We start from the raw sequence: 18,955 nt of genomic DNA on the forward strand, positions 1-18,955 counted from the left end.
CTCAGCCGCCGTCAGCGAACGCATCGAGCGCCTCGGCCAGTCCGTCGTACTCGATGCACTCCACCATCGGATGCGCCGCCAGGTCCAGTACCTGGCGTGCCGTCATCTCGCCGGCGACCATGCGGATCACTTCGATCTCTTGCGTCGCTACAAACGGCACGACATCGGCCGCCTTCGCGCCGGGCGCGAGCGTGACGATGAACTGGAGCTTCAGCTTTGGATGCCTGACAGCCAAGCGGGTGAGCACTGAGGCCGTGCGCGGTTCGAGAGGGTGTTTCATCGCGGCGATCTGATTGGCGGGGCTGGCGGATCCATGCTATCCCCGCCAAGAATAGTCGGGTTGCTCGAGCTGGCTTTGACCTGGACCTGCAGCGCGCAACCATGCGGCGAGTCGCGCGTCTTCGAAGGGTGGTGTAGATCATTGGTATTCAAAAATGCTCCCTGCTTGCTTGCTTGCGCAGCGCAGATCAGGGAAGCTCCTGCCACGTCGGTGCGCCGGCTCGCCTATCGAATGAATCCATCCGTTCTAAAAAACCGCCGCATCAGCCTGAATACGCGCCTGAGTCTGGGCGTCGCTGCGGTGGTGCTGGCAGCCACGTTCACGATTGCGACGATCGCGTTGCACCTGGTCAAGGCCAGCATGCAGGCGTCGATTGCGAACGAGCAGTTCGCGCGCGTATCGACCATTGCGGAGGCGCTAGACCAGAAGTTCGCGAGCCGGCGAACCCTGCTGAAGACCTTCGCCGAAAGCGTGGAGACGCAGGGATTCACGAACGGTGCGCCGCTGCAGGCCTTCCTGAAACAACACGAGTCCCTTCGAGCAGCCTTCGACAACGTCGCCCTCCTGGACCTCGATGGCAATCTGGTGGCCAACTTCAACGGCGCGCAACAGATCGGCCGGTTGAACATCAAGGACCGTGCGTATTTTTCGGACACGGTCAGATCCATGGCCGGCGTGATCTCGCAACCGTACCGCAACCGGATCAACGGCCTGGCGCAGGTGGCGATCACGGAACCCGTGATGGACAGTACCGGAGGCGTGCAGTTCGTGATCTCGGGCTCCATCAACCTGAAGGAACGGAATATTCTGGGCTCGCTCGCCGACATCAAGTTCGGCGAGACCGGCTACCTGTTCATCACGACCACGGACGGCGTCGTGGTCGACCATCCCCGCGAGGCGCGCGTCCTGAACCGCTCCAGCGCAGAGGACGCTGGCAACCCTGAAATCGATCGCGCGATCGCGGGCTTCGAGGGCAAGACCGAGGGGCTCAACGATGCCGGCGTGCATGGCTTGTACGCCTTCAAGCGCATCCGCCACGCCAACTGGGTTCTGGGCTCGATGTATCCGCGCCAGGAGGCCTTCGCCCGGATCGATGCCATCGAGCGCGCGGCCTGGGGCGGGGCGCTCGTGCTTGCCCTGCTGGCGGGCACGCTGGCGCTGGTCGTCGTGCGACGCCAGCTGAAGCCGCTGACGGAACTGCACCGGCACATGCGGGATGCGCAAGCCGCACCCGCCGAAGTTGCAACGCCACGCAGTTACCCGCGCGATGAGATCGGCGATCTTTCGCGAACCTTCGACGAGCTGATGCGAGAGCGGCAATCCAGCGAAAAATTCCTGCGCGACATCACCGACCACCTCCCCGCCATGGTGTCGCATGTGGATGCCCATGGACGCTTCGGCTTCGTGAATGCCCGCCTGTGCGACAAGCTGGGCCGCAGCGCATCCGAGCTCGTCGGCCAACCCGCGCAAGGCATGCACGGCGCGGACGACAGCGTCATTCCGGACCGCTACCTCCAGCGGGTGTTGGCCGGCGAGCCCGTGACTTTCGAGCGAAGAGGCTCGGTAAGGGGCGGCGAGCAGGCGCGTTTTTTCCAGACCGATCTCATCCCGGATCGCGATCGATCGGGATCGGTCCGCGGCTACTACGCGATGACCTCCGACGTGACGGAGCGCAAGCGCATCGAACTCAGTCTCGCGCACAGCGAGGCGCAGATCCGCACCATTGCGGACAGCATTCCGGCACTGGTTTCGCACGTCGACGCTTCGTTGCGGTACACCTTTGTCAACGCCCACATCAAGGCGCTGCACAAGAACGACGCGATGGCCGGCAGGTTGATGCCCGAGGTTCGCGGGAAGGCGGACTTCGCCGTGGTCGAGCCCTACTACCGCCGTGCGCTCGCGGGCGAAACCGTGATCGTCGAAAAAAGCGGCGATTCGGCGCTGGGCATCGGCGACCGGACCTACAAGGCCCACTACATCCCCGACCAGGACGATGTCGGCATGGTGCAGGGCGTGTTCGCAATGACCTTCGATATCACCGACGAGGTCAGGGTACGCAAGGCGCTCAGCGAGCAGGAGAAGCGGCTGCGCGACGTCACCGACAGCATTCCGGCGCTGGTGGGTTATTTCGATCGCGAGGAGAACTGCCACTTCGGCAACAGTCGGGCGCGGCAGATGGCCGGCTTGGGCGATGGTCCGCTCGACCGCGTGACCTTGCGGTCCGCGGTGGGCGAGGAGGTGTACGCGCAGCACGTGCCGCACATTCCCATGGTGCTGGCAGGAAAGGCGGTGCGCTTTCCAGTCCAGGCGCCGCTTCGCGGCAAGGACGGCTACTTCCAGGTGAATCTGATCCCGGACAAGGATCTGCAGGGGCAGGTGCTGGGCTTCTACCTGATGACCTTCGACATCACCGCGCTGAAGGAAGCGGAGCTGCGCCAGGCTGAAAGCGAAATGCGCTTGCGCACCATCACGGACAACCTGCCGGCGCTGATCACGTACATCGACCGCGAGCAGAAGATCACTTTCGCGAACGCGACCTACCGCGAATGGCTGGGACTCGATCCGTCCGCGCTCGTGGGCCGCCATATCCGCGACGTGGCAGGCCCCGAGCTGTACCTGGCCCGCAAGGCCATGCTCGAGCGTGCGCTGGCGGGCGAGCGTGTCGAATTCGAAGCCAAGACCAAGAGAGAGGATTTCGATCGCATCACCCACGTCATCTACGTGCCCCACATCGGCGTCGACGGCTCGACGCATGGCATTTTCTCGCTCAGCCTGGACATCACTGCGCTCAAGCAGGTGGAGCGCCAGCTGATCGAGCTGGCGCGGGTCGATACGCTGACCGGCTTGCCGAACCGGCTCGCCTTCAACGAGTATCTGCCGAACGCCATTGCGCGTGCCAGGCGCACGGGCAGCACCATCGCGCTGATGTTTCTGGACATCGACCATTTCAAATCGATCAACGACACGCTCGGCCACGCGGCTGGCGACGAGGTACTGAGCGAATACGCAGGACGCCTGCTGGCCAGCGTGCGCAGCACCGACACCGTGGCGCGGCTCGCCGGCGACGAGTTCGTCATCGTGCTCGAGAACCCGAGCACGCAGGAGGCGGCCGCGGCGGTGGCGCGGAAGATCGTCGGACGGGTCAACGCTCCGGCGTTCCAGGTCGATGGCCGGCTGCTGGATGTCACGACGAGCATCGGCATCGCATTTCATGAAGCGACCGATTCTTCCGTCACGGCCGAAGAACTGCTGGCGCTTGCGGACGCCGCGCTCTATGGCGCAAAGGCGGCCGGGCGCAACAGGTTCGAGTTCTCCGCTGACAGTTTCGCCGGGGTGGCCCAGAATCCCCAGCGCCAATCGAACAGGGGCTAGAGGCCATGCCGTCTGCCGAAGTTGTTACGCCAGAGCAGTTGTTGAAAGAGATCGCAGCGCAAGGCCGCATGCCGATCGTGCGGATAGGTCAGGCGCTGGTGTCCCTGGGCATGGTCATGGACGAACAGTTGAGCGCCGCATTGGCGCAGCAGCAGCTCGATCGCAGCGTGCCGCTGGGCGAGACCCTGGTGCGCATGGGTGTGGTCAGCCGTGCCCAGCTGCAGACTGCGCTGGTGCGAAAGATGGGCTACCCCCTCGTCAATCTGCATCTGTTTCCGGTCGCTGCCGAAGCCCTGCGCAAGATCAGCCATGGCGTCGCGCGGCGCTTGCAGGTGATGCCGCTGATGATTCACGAGGGGCGTCTCATCCTCGCGCTCGACGATCCGGCTGGCCGGCATGCCGCCATCGACGAGGTGGAGTTCATCGCCGAGATGAAGGTGGTCCCGGTGCTCGGACAGTGCGGCGACCTGGACGGCGTGCTGCACAAGGCGTACGAGAAGATCGGCGCGCCGGCGGACGGACGCTCGGCAGCTGCCGACCCGATGGCCATCGACTTCGACCTGGCCGGCACCAGCGAACTGCTGGAGACCCTCGAGAAGGAAGGCCGCGCGCCTCCGGTCGACGAAGAGGCGCCGATCGAGCAATCGGACAACTCGCTGGTGCGGATGATCAACAGCATGATTCTCGAAGCGCACCGCGAGGGCGTGTCGGACATCCATATCGAGAGCTATCCGGGACAGGAGAAAACCCGCATCCGTTTTCGCCGCGACGGAAGGCTCTACACCTATCTGGAACTCCCGCCCAGCTACCGCAACGCGATCGTCGGACGCGTGAAGATCATGTGCGACCTCGACATCAGCGAGAAGCGCAAGCCGCAGGACGGCAAGATCAATTTCGCCAAGTTCTCGCCGCAGCATCGCATCGAACTGCGCGTGGCGACCGTCCCGACCAGCAACGGGCTGGAAGACGTGGTGAGGCGCATTCTTGCTTCGGCCAAGCCCGTCGCGCTGGACCAGCTCGGGCTTTCGGAGCGCAATCTTGCGCGCTTCACCGCGGCGGTCGAGCGCCCCTACGGCATGGTGCTCTGCGTCGGCCCCACCGGTCGGGCAAGACCACGACCCTGCACTCGGCGCTCATGCACATCAACACGCCGGAACGAAAGATCTGGACCGCCGAAGACCCGATAGAGATAGAGATCACGCAGGCGGGCTTGCGACAGGTGCAGTTCAACCCCCGCATCGACTGGACCTTCGCCAAGGCCTTGCGGGCCTTCGTGCGCGCAGATCCGGACGTGATCATGGTCGGCGAGATCCGGGACGAGGAAACCGCCAAGACCGCGATCGAGGCATCGCTGACCGGCCACCTCGTGCTCTCGACCCTGCACACCAACAGCGCGCCCGAAACCGTGACGCGGCTCCTGGACATGGGGATGGACCCCTTCAACTTTGCCGACTCGCTGCTGGCGGTGCTGGCGCAGCGGCTGGTGCGCCGCCTCTGCACCCACTGCATCAGCAGCCGCCCCGCGAGCCCGGAAGAGACCGAGGAACTGCTGGCCGACTACCTGCACGCGTTCGCGAAGAAGGATTCGCCGGCCGAACGGGAGGCCGTGCTCAATTCCTGGCAGCGCCGCCATGCCCGCGATGGGCGGCTCATGCGCTTCGCGAGCGCCGGATGCAAGCACTGCGACGACACCGGGTTCAAGGGACGCGTCGGCATCCATGAGCTGATGGTGATGTCGAAAACGCTGCGCCGCCTGGTGCAAAACGGCGCTCGCGCGGAAGAACTGCAGGAAGCGGCGCTGCGCGAAGGCATGCGCACCCTGCGTCAGGACGGCATCGCCAAGGTTCTTTCAGGGCAAACGACGATCGAGGAAGTGCGCGCGACCAGCAACGTGTGAAGGCTCACGCGGCGTCCCATGCCACGGACGGCAACGCCGCGACGGCAGGCCTGGCAAACAGGTAGCCCTGGAACAGATCCACGCCCAGCGCGCGCAGCACGCGAACTTCTTCCGAAGCTTCGACACCTTCCGCGATCACCCTGATTTCAAGCTCCTCGCAGGTGGCGACGAAGCCTTTCACGATGGTCACCCGGACGGGGTCGATGTGGATGTCCCGCACCAGGCTTATGTCGATCTTCACCACATCGGGCTGAAAGGCCGCCAGGAGCTCGAAGCCGGCGTAGGCGGAGCCGAAGTCGTCGATGGCAGAGGTGAAGCCGTAGCGTTTGAAGGTGCGGAAGGCCGCCGCGAGACCGGGCAGGTCCTCGACGCGCTCGCCCTCGGTGATCTCGAACATCAGGCGGTTGATCGGAAAGTTGCAGCGCTTGGCCGTTGCCATGGCGGTACGAAAGCATTCTTCCTGCCCGGCCACGTCGTTAGGCATGACGTTGAGGCTGAGCTTGGATTCCATGCCCAGCGCCGAGGCCATCTCGATGGCCCGCACGCGGCAGGCTTCGTGGAAGGCAAAGCGCTGTTGCGGGCCCACGCGCCCAAGCACTTCGGACGCGCCTTCTCCGGACAGGCCGCGCACCAGCGCTTCATGGGCAAAGATTTCCCGCCGGGCGAGGTCGACGATCGGCTGGAAGGCCATCGTGAACCCCGAGTCGAAGCCAGGGGAGTCGGCAACGGCGGTTGTTTCGGCTGTCACTGGCATGGACCTCGCAGGCGGTGTTGGTAAAGGCTGCATTGTGCTGGCGAGCCTGTGTAGTCCGGTGGCGCAAAAATACAAAGTGACCACAGGCGAGCGAAAAGTCGCACCTTGGTATTACTTCACCCGTTGCTTCACGAGCTTCCGCGCCAGCGTGCGCCGATGCATGCCGAGGCGCCGGGCCGTTTCGGAGATGTTGAAGCCGGTCTCGGCCAGCGTTTCGTGGATGCGCTCCCATTCGAGCGTCTTGATCGAGGTCGAGCGCTCGGTCAGTTCGACCTCAACATCGCCCTCGGCGCGGCCGAAGGCGGCCTCGATGTCGTCGGTGTTGGAGGGCTTGGCCAGGTAGTGGCAGGCACCGAGCTTGATGGCTTCCACGGCGGTCGCGATGCTGGCGTAGCCGGTGAGCACGACGATCAGCATCTGCGCGTCGTGCGCATGCAGCATCTGGACGCAGGCCAGCCCGGAGGCGCCGCCGGCGAGCTTGAGGTCGACGACCGCATAGCCTGGCGAGTGGGACTTCAGGATCTCCGTCACCTGCTCGGCGGCCGTGGCCTGCAGCACCGTGTAGCCGCGGCGCTCGAAAGAGCGGCACAGGGTGCGCGCAAAGGCCGCATCGTCCTCGACGATGAGCAGCAGTCGTTCGTCAGTTTCCATTGCCTGCGATCTCCTCGAATTGGATCGCCGCCAGCGGCAGGCGCAGTGTCACGGCGGCACCACCTTCCGGCCGATTGTGCGCCGCCACGCTGCCGCCCAGGGTGCGCGCCACGTTGACGACCAGGAACAGGCCCAGGCCGCCGCCGGGGCGCCCCTTGCTTGACTGATAAGGCTTGCCCAGCTGCGCCAGCATCCCGGGTGCGAAGCCCGGGCCGGCATCGGACACGGTCAGGACCAGATCGTCGCCATCGCGCGCCGCATCGAGGCCGACCCAGCCCGGCGAGGCCTCGAGCGCGTTGTCGAGCACGTTGTAGATGGTCTGCTTGAGCGCGGAGTCCGAGACGATGGGCAGGTCGTCGCCGAAGGTGTTGGCGTAGGCCAGCGCGCCGGGCGAGCGCGTGGTGCGCCATTCCGCGACCAGGCCGTCGAGGAAGGCGCGGACGGTGGTCTGCACCGGCGACTCGCCGCGCGCTTCGCCGGCCGACAGCAGGATGCCGCTCACGATGGTCTTGCAGCGCGCCACCTGGGCCTGCATCTCCTCGATCTCCTGCCGTAGCTCGGGCTCGGCGGCAAAGGGCTGCATGCGCTGCCAGTCGCCGAGGATCACCGACAGCGTCGCCAGCGGCGTGCCGAGCTCGTGGGCCGCGCCGGAGGCCAAGAGGCCCATGCGTACGATGTGCTCCTCCTCGGCGGCGCGCTGGCGCAGGTCCGCCAGGTGCGCGTCGCGCGCCCGCAGGTTGCGGCTGATGCGCGTGATGAAGATTGCCAGCAGCGCCGCGTTGAGCGCGAAGCAGATCAGAAGCCCCTGGATGTACGGACTGGCGAGCCCGCGCGCATTGTCCATAGGAATCGCCAGCGGGCGATGGACGAAGGTCAGGCCCATGAAACAGGCGGCGGTGACGGCGACCATGGTGCGGGTGTAGCCGGGGCGCAGCAGCACGGCGCCGAGACTGACCTGCAGCAGGTACAGGAAGATGAAGGGGTTGGTGGCGCCGCCGCTGAGATAGAGCTGGACGGTCAGCGTGCCGACGTCGACCAGGAGTGCGATGAAGAGCTCGCCGTCCGCGACCTCCTGCCGCCGGCGCCAGCGCAGTAGGCTGAAGAGGTTGAAGGCCACGAGAAAAGCCAGCGCCGCCCCCATGTGGTCCAGCGGCAGGCGGATGCCGAAGCCGAAGTGGACGATGGCGATGGTCAGGATCTGGCCGCCGACGGCCATCCAGCGCAGCTGGATCAGCTGCTGCATATTCTTCAGGCCTGCCGAGTCGCCGGGTTCAGTGTTCTGCTGCATCCCTCTTTGCTCTCGTTGCGATGCGCTCCGTGCGCGCCACCAGCCAGGCCGCGCCCGCGACCATGAGGGCCAGCGCATACCAGGTGATGGCGTAGACCAGATGGTTGTTGGGGAAGGCGATCACCGTCAAGCCGGCGGCCGGCCAGCGCGGTTCGGCCGCTGCATTCGCCGGCTGCGGCGCAGGCGCATCCTCGTCCACGAAGAAGGGCGCCACCTCCGCCAGGCCGCGCGCCGCGGCGATGGCCTGCACGTCGCGCGAGAACCAGCGATCGGCTGCGGGATCGTTGCGGCGCAGGAAGCCGCCGCCGGGCTCGGTCATGCGCAAGAGGCCGATGAGGCTGACTTCGCCCGCCGCTTCACCGTCGGTGCGCTTCGCGCGCTCGCGCCGCTGCGGCGGCACGAAGCCGCGGTTGACCAGCACCACCGAGCCCTGCGCGGTCTGCAGCGGCGTCAGCACCCAGTGGCCGGCGCCGAGCACGGTCGAGGCCTGTACCAGGGTTTCACGCTCGTGGAGAAAGCGGCCGGTCAGCCGCACATGCCGGTATTCGTCGTCGGCCGCATTCACGCGCGGCCATTGCGCGGGCGCGGGTGCATCCGCCGGCGGCGCATGCACGCGCCCTTCGACGCGATCGATCAGCTGGAGCTTCCAGCTGCGCCGCTCGAGCTGCCACGTGCCCAAGGCCAGGAACAGGATGAAGAGCAGGGCGCCGGCAACGGCGAGCATCGCCAGTGCCGGCCTGGAACGCGTTGCGCTCAAGGCGCGTTGCGCATCTCGTGCATCGAGGCCGGCATCATGTTGTGGTTGAGGTGGAACATCACCCACAGCGAGCCGCTCAGCGTGATCACGACCAGCACGATCGTGAAGATCAGCGCGAGCATGTTCCAGCCGCCCTGCGACTTGGCGTTCAGGTGCAGGAAGTAGATCATGTGGACCACGATCTGCACGGCCGCGAAGCCCAGGATGACGAAGGCCGTGAGGCCGGGCTTGTCGAACACCTTGCCCATCACCAGCCAGAAGGGGATGGCGGTCAGGATCACCGACAGGATGAAGCCGGTCAGGTAGCCCTTGAGGCTGATGTGCAGGTCCGCTTCGACGTGCGGGTCGTGTTCGTGAACGTCGTGCGCATCGCTCATGACAATGATCCCATCAGGTAGACGAAGGTGAAGACGCCGATCCACACGACGTCCAGGAAGTGCCAGAACATCGACAGGCACAGGAGCCTGCGCCGGTTCTCGGGGATCAGCCCGTGCTTGCCGACCTGGATCATCAGCGTGACGAGCCAGACGATGCCGAAAGTCACGTGCAGGCCGTGCGTGCCCACCAGCGTGAAGAAGGAGGACAGGAAGGCACTGCGCTGCGGGCCGGCGCCTTCGTGGATCAGGTGCGCGAACTCGTAGAGCTCGATGCCGATGAAGCCCGCTCCCAGCAGGCCGGTGACGGCCAGCCAGGCCAGCGTCGCGCCGGTGCGCTTCTTCAGCATCTCGAGCATCGCGAAGCCGTAGGTGATCGACGACAGCAGCAGCAGCGAGGTGTTGAGCGCGACCAGCGGCAGCTCGAACAGGTCGGCGCCCGAGGGGCCTGCTGCATAGCTGCGGCCCAGCACGCCGTACATCGCGAACAGGCAGGCGAAGACCAGGCAGTCGCTCATCAGGTAGAGCCAGAACCCGAGCAGCGTCCCGTTCTCGGGATGGTGCTCGTCCACGACGTGGAAGAGCGGGTTCGGTGCGGCGCTCACGGCGCCGTGGGGGGAGGGGACGGTGATCTCAGACATGGCCGGTCAGGAGTCGGGTGCGATCGCCTTCCGTGCGGACGACCTCGTCCACCGGGATGTGATAGTCGCGCTTGTAGTTGAAGGTGTGGATGATGGTCGCGAGCAGGAGCGCGGCGAAGGACACGCCGGCCAGCAGCCACATGTGCCAGATGAGCGCGAAGCCCATGGCGGCGCTGAGCATGGCCAGCACGAAGCCGGCGGCGGTGTTCTTCGGCATGTGGATCGGGGTGAAGCCTTCCAGCGGCCGCTCGTAGCCGCGCTGCTTCATGTCCCACCAGGCGTCGTTGTCGTGGATGCGCGGCGTGAAGGCGAAGTTGTAGGCCGGCGGCGGCGAGGAGGTGGACCACTCCAGCGTGCGGCCGCTCCACGGGTCGCCCGTCGTGTCGCGCAGCGATTCGCGCTTGCGGAAGCTGACGACCAGCTGGATGAGGAAGGAGAGAATGCCCAAGGCGATCAGGAAGGCGCCGAAGGCGGCGATCTGGAACCAGATCTGCAGCGACGAATCCTCGAAATGGCTCACCCGGCGCGTGACGCCCATCAGCCCGAGCACGTACAGCGGCATGAAGGCGAAGTAGAAGCCGGTCAGCCAGAACCAGAACGAGCACTTGCCCCAGAACGGGTCGAGCTTGAAGCCGGAGACCTTCGGGAACCAGTAGGTGATGCCGGCGAAGGCGCCGAACACCACGCCGCCGATGATCACGTTGTGGAAGTGCGCGATCAAAAACAGGCTGTTGTGCAGCACGAAGTCGGCCGGCGGCACCGCGAGCAGCACGCCGGTCATGCCGCCGATCACGAAGGTGACCATGAAGCCGATCGTCCACAGCATCGGCACCTCGAAGCGGATGCGCCCGCGGTACATCGTGAACAGCCAGTTGAAGATCTTCGCCCCCGTCGGGATCGAGATGATCATCGTGGTGATGCCGAAGAAGGAATTGACGCTGGCGCCCGACCCCATGGTGAAGAAGTGGTGCAGCCACACCAGGTACGAGAGGATGGTGATCACGACCGTCGCGTAGACCATCGACGCATAGCCGAACAGGCGCTTGCCGCTGAAGGTGGACACCACCTCCGAGAACACGCCGAACACCGGCAGGATCAGGATGTACACCTCCGGATGGCCCCAGATCCAGATGAGGTTGACGTACATCATCGGATTGCCGCCGAGCTCGTTGGTGAAGAAGTTCGTGCCGACGTAGCGGTCCATCGACAACAGCGCCAGCACCGCGGTGAGCACCGGGAAGGCGGCCACGATCAGCACGTTGGTGCAGAGCGCGGTCCAGGTGAAGACCGGCATCTTCATCAGGGTCATGCCGGGCGCACGCATCTTCACGATGGTCGCGATCAGGTTCACGCCCGACAGCAAGGTGCCGACCCCGGCGACCTGCAAGGACCATATGTAGTAGTCGACCCCGACGTCGGGACTGTAGGCAATGCCGGACAGCGGCGGATAGGCGAGCCAGCCGGTCTTGGCGAACTCGCCGACGAACAGCGACATCATCACCAGCACCGCGCCGCTCGCGGTCATCCAGAAGCTGAAGTTGTTGAGGAAGGGGAAGGCCACGTCGCGCGCGCCGATCTGCAGCGGCACGACGTAGTTCATGAGCCCGGTGACCAGCGGCATGGCGACGAAGAAGATCATGATCACGCCGTGGGCCGTGAAGACCTGGTCGTAGTGGTGCGGCGGCAGGTAGCCCGCCGCGTCGCCGAAGGCGATCGCCTGCTGCAGCCGCATCATGATCGCGTCGGCGAAGCCGCGCAGCAGCATCACCAGGCCGAGCACGATGTACATGATGCCGATCTTCTTGTGGTCGATGCTGGTGATCCAGTCGCGCCACAGCGTGCCCCAGACGCGGTAGTAGCTCAGCGCGCCCAGGAGGGCGAGGCCGCCCAGCACGACGGCGACGAAGGTCGCCATGAGGATCGGCTCGTGGTAGGGGATCGCCTCCCAGGTGAGGCGTCCGAAGACGAGCTTGGTCAGATCGGGATGGTCGGGCATCGTGATGAACGGATTACTGGATCGTCGTCCGGACGGCGAGCGGCGCCCCGGTCGGGTTGTCGATGGTGCAGATTTCGGCGGCGAGGGTGCGCATCGGCTGGCCTTGCTCGCCGCGCGGTACGGTCGTCATGGCCAGCGGGGACAAGCCGCCGCGGCCTGCGCCGCCGCTGGCATCGACCGCCATCATGTGCTTCATGCACATCTTGCCGGGCTCCACGCAGCGGTTGACGATGGCGTCGTACAGGCCCGGCGCCACGCTGGCGTAGCGGCGCACCGGCTCGCGCTCGCTCGGGCGTTCGAGCTGCATGTAGCCCTCGCGGCTGAGCGCCTGGCCTTCGGCCTTGTTCTTCTGCACCCAGCGATCGAAGTCGGCACGGCTCATGCCGTGGAACTTGAAGCGCATGCCCGAGAAGCCGGCGCCGCTGTAGTTGGCGGAAATGCCTTCGTAGGTGCCGGCCTTGTTCATGACCGCGTGCAGCTTGGTTTCCATGCCGGGCATGGCATAGATCTGGCCGGCGAGCGCGGGGATGTAGAAGGAGTTCATGACCGACGAAGCCGTGATCCGGAACTGGATCGGCACGTCCACCGGCGCCGCGACCTCGTTGACCGTGGCGATGCCTTGCTCCGGATAAAGAAACAGCCATTTCCAGTCGAGCGCCACCACCTCCACCACCAGCGGCTTCGCGTTATCGGGCACCGGGCGTCGCGAGTCGATGCGGTCGAGCGGCCGGTAGGGGTCCAGCGTGTGCGTGCTGATCCAGGTCAGCGCACCGAGCGCGATGATGATCAGGAGCGGCGCGGCCCAGATCACCAGTTCGAGCTGCGTCGAATGGTCCCAGTCCGGCTTGTAGGTGGCCTCGGTGTTGGACTCCCTGTACTTCCAGGCGAAGAAGAAGGTCAGGGCGATGACCGGCACGATGATCAGCAGCATCAGCATCGTGGACACCACGATCAGCCGGCCCTGCTGGGCGGCCACGTCGCCGGACGGGTTCAGCACCACCATGTTGCAGCCCGCCAGCAGGGCAGCGAGCACGAGGAGGGCCGGTCCGCGAAGGGTCTTGAGGAGTGGCATGCCTGGAGCGAGGAAAAAACGTAGGCCGCGGGAAAACGCGGATTGCGGATGAGCGCAAAATGTACGTCCATCGACCCTGTTTGGCGATTGGACGTTTTGTCCTATGGCGTAAAACCGCATCTGATGCGACCCTGAGCGACCTTGCAAGCCCCCTGAACCCGAAGCACGCACGATGTCCAGCATCAGCCACGCCCCTTCCGAACCCTCGTCCGAGACCCTCGAGAGGGATGCTCGCCTCATCACTGCCGACCATTCGAAGGTGGCGCCCGGGGAAATCGCGGTCGGCGTGGTCATCGGGCGCGCATCCGAGTACTTCGACTTCTTCGTCTACGGCATCGCGTCGGTGCTGGTGTTCCCGGCCCTGTTCTTTCCGTTCGAGGACCTGCTGGAAGGAACACTTTACGCCTTCGTGATCTTTTCCTTCGCCTTTATCGCGCGGCCCTTCGGCACCGTGATCTCGATGGCGGTCCAGCGCCGCTGGGGACGCGGCACCAAGCTGACCATGGCGCTGTTCCTGCTGGGCACCTCCACCGTCGGCATCGCATTTTTGCCCGGCTACGAGACCGCGGGTTTCGCGGCCATCGTGCTGCTCTCGATTTTCCGCATCGGCCAAGGGCTCGCGCTGGGCGGCTCCTGGGACGGCTTGCCCTCGCTGCTGGCGCTCAACGCGCCGCCGAACCGCCGAGGCTGGTATTCGATGCTGGGCCAGCTCGGCGCGCCGGTCGGCTTCATCATCGCCAGCGGTCTGTTCGCCTTCCTGTATGCCAGCCTGTCGCCGGCCGACTTCCTTTCGTGGGGATGGCGCTACGCTTTCTTCGTGGCCTTCGCCATCAATGTGGTGGCGCTGTTCGCGCGCCTTCGGCTGGTGGTCACGCACGAGTACGAGGTGTTGCTCGACGAGCAGGAGCTGGAACCCACCGACGTGGTCGAGCTCGTCCGCGCGCAGGGTTCCAACCTGTTGATCGGCGCCTTCGCCGCGCTGGCGAGCTATGCGCTGTTCCACCTGATCACCGTGTTCCCGCTGTCGTGGATCCGGCTGTATTCGGAGCAGTCCATCACCGAATTCCTCGGCATCCAGATCGTCGGCGCGGTACTGGCGGCCGGCGGCATCGTCGCCTCCGGATGGATCGCCGACCGCGTGGGTCGGCGCCAGACGCTGGGCGCGCTCGCGATCCTGATCGCGGTCTTCAGCGGCTTCGCGCCGATCCTGCTCGACGGCGGCACCGTGGGCCAGGACGTCTTCATCCTGGTCGGCTTCGTGCTGCTGGGCCTGTCCTACGGCCAGGCCTCGGGCACCGTGACCTCCAATTTCATCTCCAAGTACCGCTACACCGGCGCTGCGCTCACCTCGGACCTGGCCTGGCTCATCGGCGCCGCGTTCGCACCGCTGGTGGCGCTGGGCCTGTCGGCGCACTTCGGGCTCGCCTACGTCAGCGTCTATCTGCTGTCCGGCGCGGCGTGCACGCTGGCGGCGCTGGGCATCAATCGCGCACTCGAGGCCCGCGAGCAGCCGTGACGCCCGTGCAGCCATCGTTCGACGGCGTGGCAGCTCGGCCACCGTCGACCGACCGGCTGTTCTTTGCGCTGCTCCCTGACGCGGCCGCCATCGCGCGCATCGAGAAGCTCGTGCGCGATCTGCAGAGCGATTTCGGGCTGAAGGGCAAACCGCTCGGCGCAAAGCGCTTCCATGTGACGCTGCACGTCGTGGGCACCTTTGCGCGCTTTCCGCAGGAGCTTGCCGACGCGTCGGTCAGGGTCGCGCAAGCGGTGAACGCCATGCCGTCCTTCAAGCTCGGCTTCGACCGCGTCGGCAGCTTCTCGCGCAAGGCACGCAACATGCCGCTGGTGCTGCTGGGCGAAGACGGCTTGGTGACCGTGAAGACGCTGCAGCAAGCCCTGGACCGCGCGATGGCGCAGATCGGCCTCGGTCACGGCGGCCGCGAGCACTACACGCCGCACCTGACGCTGCTGTACGACGACCGTCACGTCGCCGCGCGACCGATCGAGCCCATCACCTGGACCGCGCACGAGTTCGTTCTCGTGCGCAGCCTGATCGGCCAGAGCCGGCACGAGGTGCTGGCGCGCTTGCCTTTGCGCGGCTGAGCGCGGGGTTCAGCCGCCGCGCTGCATCCGGTCCGCGACCCAGTCCACGAAGACCCGCACGCGCGGCGACAGCTGCCTGTGATGCGGATACATCACCGACACCGGCATCGGCGCAGGCCGGAACTCGGCCAGCACTTCGCGCAGCGTCCCGGCCGCGAGCTCCCGTTCCACGTGATAGCGCGGCATCTGCGCGAAGCCCAGGCCGGCCGCGCAGCAAGCCGCGTAGGCATCGGCATGGCTCACCGTCGCCGAGCCGCGCAACTGCATCGTGCGCCGCTCGCCGTCCACCATGAACTCGAAGGGCAGCACCTTGCCGCTGCCGCTCGCATAGTTGACCGCGCGGTGGGCCCGGAACTCCTCCGGCGTGCGGGGTTCGCCGAATTGTTCGAGATAAGCGGCGCTGGCGCAGGTCACCTGCTCGAGCAGCGCGACGCGCCGGCCCACCATGCTCGACTCGCGCGGCTCGCCGGCGCGCAGCACGCAGTCGATGCTTTCGCGCACCAGGTCCACCAGCCGGTCGCCGAGGCCGATCTCGACTTCGATGTCGGGGTAGCGCGCAAAGAACTCGCCGATGTGCGGCAGCAGGAAATGCATGGCGAGCGTGCCCTGCAGGTCGACGCGCAGCTTGCCCTTGGGTTTGGCCGCCGAACTGCGGAAGACCGACTCCGATTCCTCGAAATCCGACAGCAGTTGCTGGCAGCGCTGGTAATAGGCCTCGCCATCCAGCGTGGCGCTCACATGCCGCGTGGTGCGGTGCAGGAGGCGTGCGCCGAGGCGCTTTTCGAGTTGCTGGATGGTGTGCGTGACCGTCGCGCGCGGCAGCTGCAGGTCGTCGGCCGCGCGCGTGAAGCTCTGCAGGTCGACGATGCGGACGAAGACGCGCATGGCATCGAGGCGGTCCATCTTCAGCCTTCCTTGATTGTTTGTGATTTTTGGACAGTGATGACGAATCTACTTCATTTATCTGCTTCTGGTTAAACAGAACAATCCATCCCACTGACCCGCAAAGAAGCAAGCGGACCAGCCCTCAACCAACCCTTCCAGGAGCTCAGCCATGAACGCATCGCAAGTCGCCATCGTCACCGGCGCATCCCGCGGCATCGGCGCCGCCATCGCCAGCCGCCTCGCCGCCGACGGCTATGCCGTGGTCGTCAACTACGCCGGCAACGCACAGGAAGCCGCCAAGGTCGTGGACGGCATCGCCGCCGCCGGCGGCCGGGCCGTCGCGGTGCAGGCCGACGTGGCCGATCCGGCCGCGGCGCGCCGCCTCTTCGACGAAGCGATCGCCGCCTACGGCCGCGTCGACGTGCTGGTCAACAACGCCGGCGTCATGCCGCCGGCGCTGCCGCAGCTGGCCGACACCGACGACGCCACCTTCGACCGGCTGTTCTCGGTCAACGTCAAGGGTAGCTTCAACACGATGCGCGAGGCGACGACGCGCCTGCAGACCGGTGGGCGCATCCTCAACTTCTCGACCAGCGTGATCGGCCTCGGCCTGCCGGGCTATGCGATCTATGGCGCGACCAAGGCCGCGATCGAGGTCATGACCAACATCCTCGCCAAGGAGCTGCGCGGCAAGGGCATCACGGTCAACGCCGTCGCGCCGGGCCCCACGGCCACCGCGCTGTTCCTCGACGGCAAGTCGCCCGAAGCCATCGAGCGCTTCGCCAAGGCCGTGCCGCTGGAACGCCTGGGCACGCCCGAAGACATCGCCAACACGGTGGCCTTGCTCGTCGGCCCGCAGGCCGGCTGGGTCAACGGCCAGACCCTGCGCGCCAACGGCGGCCTGGTCTGAACTCCTCTCACACAGAAAGCAACACCATGAAGAAATCCGTCATCCTCGTGACCGGCGCCTCCACCGGCATCGGCCATCTCACGACCCGCGCGCTCGCGGCGCAGGGCCACGTCGTCTACGCCAGCATGCGCGACATCGCCGGCCGCAACGCAGCGCGCGTGCGCGAGCTGCGCGACTGGGGTTTTGCAGGCGGCCACGACATCCGCGCGATCGAGCTCGACGTGCTCTCGCAGGCCTCCGCCGACGAAGCGGTTGCGACCATCGTCGGCGAACAGGGCCGGCTCGACGTCGTCGTCCACAACGCGGGCCATCTCGTGGTCGGGCCGACCGAGGCCTTCACGCCGGAGGAGATGGTCAAGGTGTTCGACACCAACGTGCTCGGCACGCAGCGTGTCAACAAGGCCGTGCTGCCCGTGATGCGCGGCCGGCAGTCCGGGTTCGTGCTGTGGGTCAGCAGCACCACGGTGCGTGGCGGCTTCCCGCCCTTCATGGGGCCGTATGCGGCAGCCAAGGCGGCGATGGATTCGTTGGCTGTCACGATGTCCTACGAACTCGCGCGCTTCGGCATCGAGACCTCGATCGTGGTGCCCGGCGCCTTCACCAGCGGCACCGCGCATTTCCCGAATGCGGGCAAGCCGGCGGATGCGGCGACCGTGGCGGCCTACGCGCGCTACGACGGGCTCATGGACCGGGTGGGCGCCAAGCTCAGCGCACTGATGCCCGCGCATGCCGACCCGCAAGCCGTGGCGGACGAGATCGCGCGCATCATCGGGCTGCCGGCCGGCGAGCGGCCGTTCCGCTCAGTGATCGATTTCATCGACGACGGCGCGGGTGCCGTGACCGAAGTGGCCGAGCGCGTGCGCGAAGCCTTCGCGGCGCGCATCGGGATCGCCGACCTGCTCGAGCCCGCGATCCGGGCCTGAGAGCGGCTATTCCTCCGGAACGTACTTGCCGCCCGCGGCCTTGTACTTCTCGATCGCCTTGCTGAGGTCATCGAGCTCCTCGCAGGGCACGGTGCACAGCTTCACCAGCCGCGCATGGCGCTCCTCGGCCTTCGGCAGATCGCCCTTCACGAGATAGAGCTCGCCCGAATATTCGAGCGCGCCGCGGTGGTTGGGGTCGATGCGCAGGGCGGCGTCGTAGAAGTGCTCCGCGCCTTCCAGGTCCGGTGCGGACTTGTTCTTGCGCAGGCTGTAGCCCATCAGGTTGTTCCAGTCGGCGCTGCGCGGGTCGTTCACCCGCTTGAGTTCGGCAATGGCCGCCGGCCAGTTCTTGGCCGTGATCTGCGCCCTGGCTGCCGCCAGCCGAAGCGCGGGCGGCGTCGAGTCGGTATCGGCCGCGAGCGCCGGCTGCAGCGAGAGGGCGGCGAGCAGGACGCAGGCGGCGAATCGATGGAGCATCCTCATGGGCGCCATTTTGCAGCGCCGCGGCAGATCTTAGGGCTCGGGGATGTACTTGTTGCCGGCTGCCTTGTAGCGCTCGATGGCCTGGCTGAGCCGCTCCTGTTCGAAGCATGCGTTGTTGCAGACCAGTTTCAGCGTCGTCAGCCGCTGCTCCGCCTTGGGCAGCTTGTCCAGCACCAGGTAGAGCTCGCCGGAATACGAGAGCGCCCCGCGGTGGCTGGGCTCGATGCGCAGCGCGGTGTCGTAGAAGCGTTCTGCGGCCGCATAGTCGGGCGTCCTGGCCTTGCGCAGGCTGAAGCCCATCAGGTTGTTCCAGTCGGCATTGTTCGGGGCGTCCACGCCCTGCAGTTCCGCGATGGCGCCTTTCCAGTCCTTGGCTTCGATCAGCGCCCTCGCGTTCGCAAGGCGGATCGACGCCGGCAGCGATGCCGAGTCCACGGCATGCACGCTCTGGTGCATCGCGAGCGCGGCGAGAAGGATGCAGGCGGCGAGGCTGAAGGTCGTCTTGGTCATGCTGCCGAGAATAGGCAGCGGCGCCGGCCTGGTCTTGAAGATTTGCGCCATCGCCGGCG

General features: G+C 66.1%; 17 protein-coding genes and 1 pseudogene. 6 read left to right on the plus strand and 12 right to left on the minus strand.

The window, feature by feature from the left end; genetic code table 11:
- Position 1: 1 nt before the first annotated feature.
- A complete protein-coding gene (locus tag ACSQ9I_RS14355) occupies positions 2-280 on the minus strand; it encodes a hypothetical protein (protein WP_436303966.1) in 279 nt (92 codons plus the stop codon).
- A 231-nt stretch (positions 281-511) separates the two neighbouring features.
- Here ACSQ9I_RS14355 and ACSQ9I_RS14360 point away from each other — a divergent pair, with 231 nt between their 5' ends.
- Together ACSQ9I_RS14360 and ACSQ9I_RS14365 are read left to right on the plus strand one after the other, a co-directional pair.
- On the plus strand, positions 512-3,652 hold the full coding sequence (locus tag ACSQ9I_RS14360) for a PAS domain-containing protein (RefSeq protein WP_436313555.1): 3,141 nt from the start codon (positions 512-514) through the stop codon (positions 3,650-3,652).
- 5 nt (positions 3,653-3,657) lie between these two features.
- A pseudogene (locus tag ACSQ9I_RS14365) lies at positions 3,658-5,549 on the plus strand (GspE/PulE family protein).
- Between the two features lie 4 nt (positions 5,550-5,553).
- Here the strand turns inward: ACSQ9I_RS14365 and ACSQ9I_RS14370 are convergent.
- From ACSQ9I_RS14370 to cyoA, 8 genes are all read right to left on the minus strand, one after another.
- Positions 5,554-6,240, minus strand: coding sequence for an EAL domain-containing protein (locus ACSQ9I_RS14370; protein WP_244503882.1), 687 nt, complete (start codon positions 6,238-6,240; stop codon positions 5,554-5,556).
- Between the two features lie 174 nt (positions 6,241-6,414).
- Positions 6,415-6,954, minus strand: coding sequence for a response regulator transcription factor (locus tag ACSQ9I_RS14375; RefSeq protein ID WP_436313556.1), 540 nt, complete (start codon positions 6,952-6,954; stop codon positions 6,415-6,417).
- Positions 6,944-8,242 carry an ATP-binding protein gene (locus ACSQ9I_RS14380; protein ID WP_436303969.1) on the minus strand — a complete coding sequence of 433 codons (1,299 nt, stop codon included), beginning with the start codon at positions 8,240-8,242 and terminating at the stop codon, positions 6,944-6,946. Before ACSQ9I_RS14380 ends, ACSQ9I_RS14375 begins: the two co-directional genes overlap by 11 nt.
- Positions 8,226-8,966: an SURF1 family protein gene (locus ACSQ9I_RS14385; RefSeq protein WP_436303970.1), complete on the minus strand. Its 741-nt coding sequence runs from the start codon at positions 8,964-8,966 to the stop codon at positions 8,226-8,228. Before ACSQ9I_RS14385 ends, ACSQ9I_RS14380 begins: the two co-directional genes overlap by 17 nt.
- A gap of 29 nt (positions 8,967-8,995) precedes the next feature.
- Entirely contained in the window at positions 8,996-9,376 is a 381-nt protein-coding gene (gene cyoD / locus ACSQ9I_RS14390; protein WP_093107466.1) for a cytochrome o ubiquinol oxidase subunit IV, read from the minus strand.
- A complete protein-coding gene (gene cyoC / locus ACSQ9I_RS14395) occupies positions 9,373-10,014 on the minus strand; it encodes a cytochrome o ubiquinol oxidase subunit III (RefSeq protein ID WP_093107464.1) in 642 nt (213 codons plus the stop codon). The genes cyoD and cyoC overlap by 4 nt, the downstream gene beginning before the upstream one ends.
- The gene (gene cyoB / locus ACSQ9I_RS14400) at positions 10,007-12,010 is read right to left on the minus strand and encodes a cytochrome o ubiquinol oxidase subunit I (RefSeq protein ID WP_436313557.1); all 2,004 of its coding nucleotides are present in this window, start codon (positions 12,008-12,010) and stop codon (positions 10,007-10,009) included. The genes cyoC and cyoB overlap by 8 nt, the downstream gene beginning before the upstream one ends.
- A gap of 13 nt (positions 12,011-12,023) precedes the next feature.
- Positions 12,024-13,082: a ubiquinol oxidase subunit II gene (gene cyoA / locus ACSQ9I_RS14405; RefSeq protein WP_093107460.1), complete on the minus strand. Its 1,059-nt coding sequence runs from the start codon at positions 13,080-13,082 to the stop codon at positions 12,024-12,026.
- 172 nt (positions 13,083-13,254) lie between these two features.
- Between cyoA and ACSQ9I_RS14410 the strand changes: the two genes are divergently transcribed.
- Both ACSQ9I_RS14410 and ACSQ9I_RS14415 read left to right on the plus strand, forming a co-directional pair.
- Complete coding sequence (locus ACSQ9I_RS14410) at positions 13,255-14,598, plus strand: MFS transporter (RefSeq protein ID WP_093107458.1); 1,344 nt, start codon at positions 13,255-13,257, stop codon at positions 14,596-14,598.
- Positions 14,595-15,185: a 2'-5' RNA ligase family protein gene (locus ACSQ9I_RS14415; protein WP_436313558.1), complete on the plus strand. Its 591-nt coding sequence runs from the start codon at positions 14,595-14,597 to the stop codon at positions 15,183-15,185. The genes ACSQ9I_RS14410 and ACSQ9I_RS14415 overlap by 4 nt, the downstream gene beginning before the upstream one ends.
- Before the next feature lie 9 nt (positions 15,186-15,194).
- On the opposite strand, the gene ACSQ9I_RS14420 is transcribed toward ACSQ9I_RS14415, so the two are convergent.
- Positions 15,195-16,088 (minus strand): LysR substrate-binding domain-containing protein, encoded by an 894-nt coding sequence (locus tag ACSQ9I_RS14420; protein WP_436303975.1) that lies wholly within the window; start codon positions 16,086-16,088, stop codon positions 15,195-15,197.
- 151 nt (positions 16,089-16,239) lie between these two features.
- Between ACSQ9I_RS14420 and ACSQ9I_RS14425 the strand changes: the two genes are divergently transcribed.
- Both ACSQ9I_RS14425 and ACSQ9I_RS14430 read left to right on the plus strand, forming a co-directional pair.
- On the plus strand, positions 16,240-16,980 hold the full coding sequence (locus ACSQ9I_RS14425) for an SDR family oxidoreductase (protein ID WP_436313559.1): 741 nt from the start codon (positions 16,240-16,242) through the stop codon (positions 16,978-16,980).
- A gap of 26 nt (positions 16,981-17,006) precedes the next feature.
- Positions 17,007-17,903 carry an SDR family oxidoreductase gene (locus ACSQ9I_RS14430; RefSeq protein ID WP_436313560.1) on the plus strand — a complete coding sequence of 299 codons (897 nt, stop codon included), beginning with the start codon at positions 17,007-17,009 and terminating at the stop codon, positions 17,901-17,903.
- Between the two features lie 6 nt (positions 17,904-17,909).
- Here the strand turns inward: ACSQ9I_RS14430 and ACSQ9I_RS14435 are convergent, their stop codons facing one another.
- Both ACSQ9I_RS14435 and ACSQ9I_RS14440 read right to left on the minus strand, forming a co-directional pair.
- A complete protein-coding gene (locus tag ACSQ9I_RS14435; RefSeq protein WP_436308946.1) occupies positions 17,910-18,380 on the minus strand; it encodes a tetratricopeptide repeat protein in 471 nt (156 codons plus the stop codon).
- A gap of 36 nt (positions 18,381-18,416) precedes the next feature.
- A complete protein-coding gene (locus tag ACSQ9I_RS14440) occupies positions 18,417-18,947 on the minus strand; it encodes a tetratricopeptide repeat protein (protein WP_436308947.1) in 531 nt (176 codons plus the stop codon).
- Between the last annotated feature and the right edge of the window lie 8 nt (positions 18,948-18,955).

It is taken from the genome of Variovorax sp. LjRoot84 (genome assembly GCF_964254305.1).
Lineage (GTDB): Bacteria > Pseudomonadota > Gammaproteobacteria > Burkholderiales > Burkholderiaceae_C > Variovorax.

What these genes read in the sequence shown, in the direction of transcription:
- ACSQ9I_RS14360 (WP_436313555.1), top strand. Translation starts at nt 512, where the DNA reads ATGAATCCATCCGTTCTAAAAAACCGCCGCATCAGCCTGAATACGCGC.
- ACSQ9I_RS14380 (WP_436303969.1), bottom strand. Translation starts at nt 8,242, where the DNA reads ATGCAGCAGAACACTGAACCCGGCGACTCGGCAGGCCTGAAGAATATG.
- ACSQ9I_RS14385 (WP_436303970.1), bottom strand. Translation starts at nt 8,966, where the DNA reads ATGCTCGCCGTTGCCGGCGCCCTGCTCTTCATCCTGTTCCTGGCCTTG.
- cyoD (WP_093107466.1), bottom strand. Translation starts at nt 9,376, where the DNA reads ATGAGCGATGCGCACGACGTTCACGAACACGACCCGCACGTCGAAGCG.
- ACSQ9I_RS14420 (WP_436303975.1), bottom strand. Translation starts at nt 16,088, where the DNA reads ATGGACCGCCTCGATGCCATGCGCGTCTTCGTCCGCATCGTCGACCTG.
- ACSQ9I_RS14435 (WP_436308946.1), bottom strand. Translation starts at nt 18,380, where the DNA reads ATGCTCCATCGATTCGCCGCCTGCGTCCTGCTCGCCGCCCTCTCGCTG.
- ACSQ9I_RS14425 (WP_436313559.1), top strand. Translation starts at nt 16,240, where the DNA reads ATGAACGCATCGCAAGTCGCCATCGTCACCGGCGCATCCCGCGGCATC.
- ACSQ9I_RS14370 (WP_244503882.1), bottom strand. Translation starts at nt 6,240, where the DNA reads ATGGCCTTCCAGCCGATCGTCGACCTCGCCCGGCGGGAAATCTTTGCC.
- cyoC (WP_093107464.1), bottom strand. Translation starts at nt 10,014, where the DNA reads ATGTCTGAGATCACCGTCCCCTCCCCCCACGGCGCCGTGAGCGCCGCA.
- ACSQ9I_RS14430 (WP_436313560.1), top strand. Translation starts at nt 17,007, where the DNA reads ATGAAGAAATCCGTCATCCTCGTGACCGGCGCCTCCACCGGCATCGGC.
- ACSQ9I_RS14410 (WP_093107458.1), top strand. Translation starts at nt 13,255, where the DNA reads ATGTCCAGCATCAGCCACGCCCCTTCCGAACCCTCGTCCGAGACCCTC.
- ACSQ9I_RS14440 (WP_436308947.1), bottom strand. Translation starts at nt 18,947, where the DNA reads ATGGCGCAAATCTTCAAGACCAGGCCGGCGCCGCTGCCTATTCTCGGC.
- cyoB (WP_436313557.1), bottom strand. Translation starts at nt 12,010, where the DNA reads ATGCCCGACCATCCCGATCTGACCAAGCTCGTCTTCGGACGCCTCACC.
- ACSQ9I_RS14355 (WP_436303966.1), bottom strand. Translation starts at nt 280, where the DNA reads ATGAAACACCCTCTCGAACCGCGCACGGCCTCAGTGCTCACCCGCTTG.
- cyoA (WP_093107460.1), bottom strand. Translation starts at nt 13,082, where the DNA reads ATGCCACTCCTCAAGACCCTTCGCGGACCGGCCCTCCTCGTGCTCGCT.
- ACSQ9I_RS14375 (WP_436313556.1), bottom strand. Translation starts at nt 6,954, where the DNA reads ATGGAAACTGACGAACGACTGCTGCTCATCGTCGAGGACGATGCGGCC.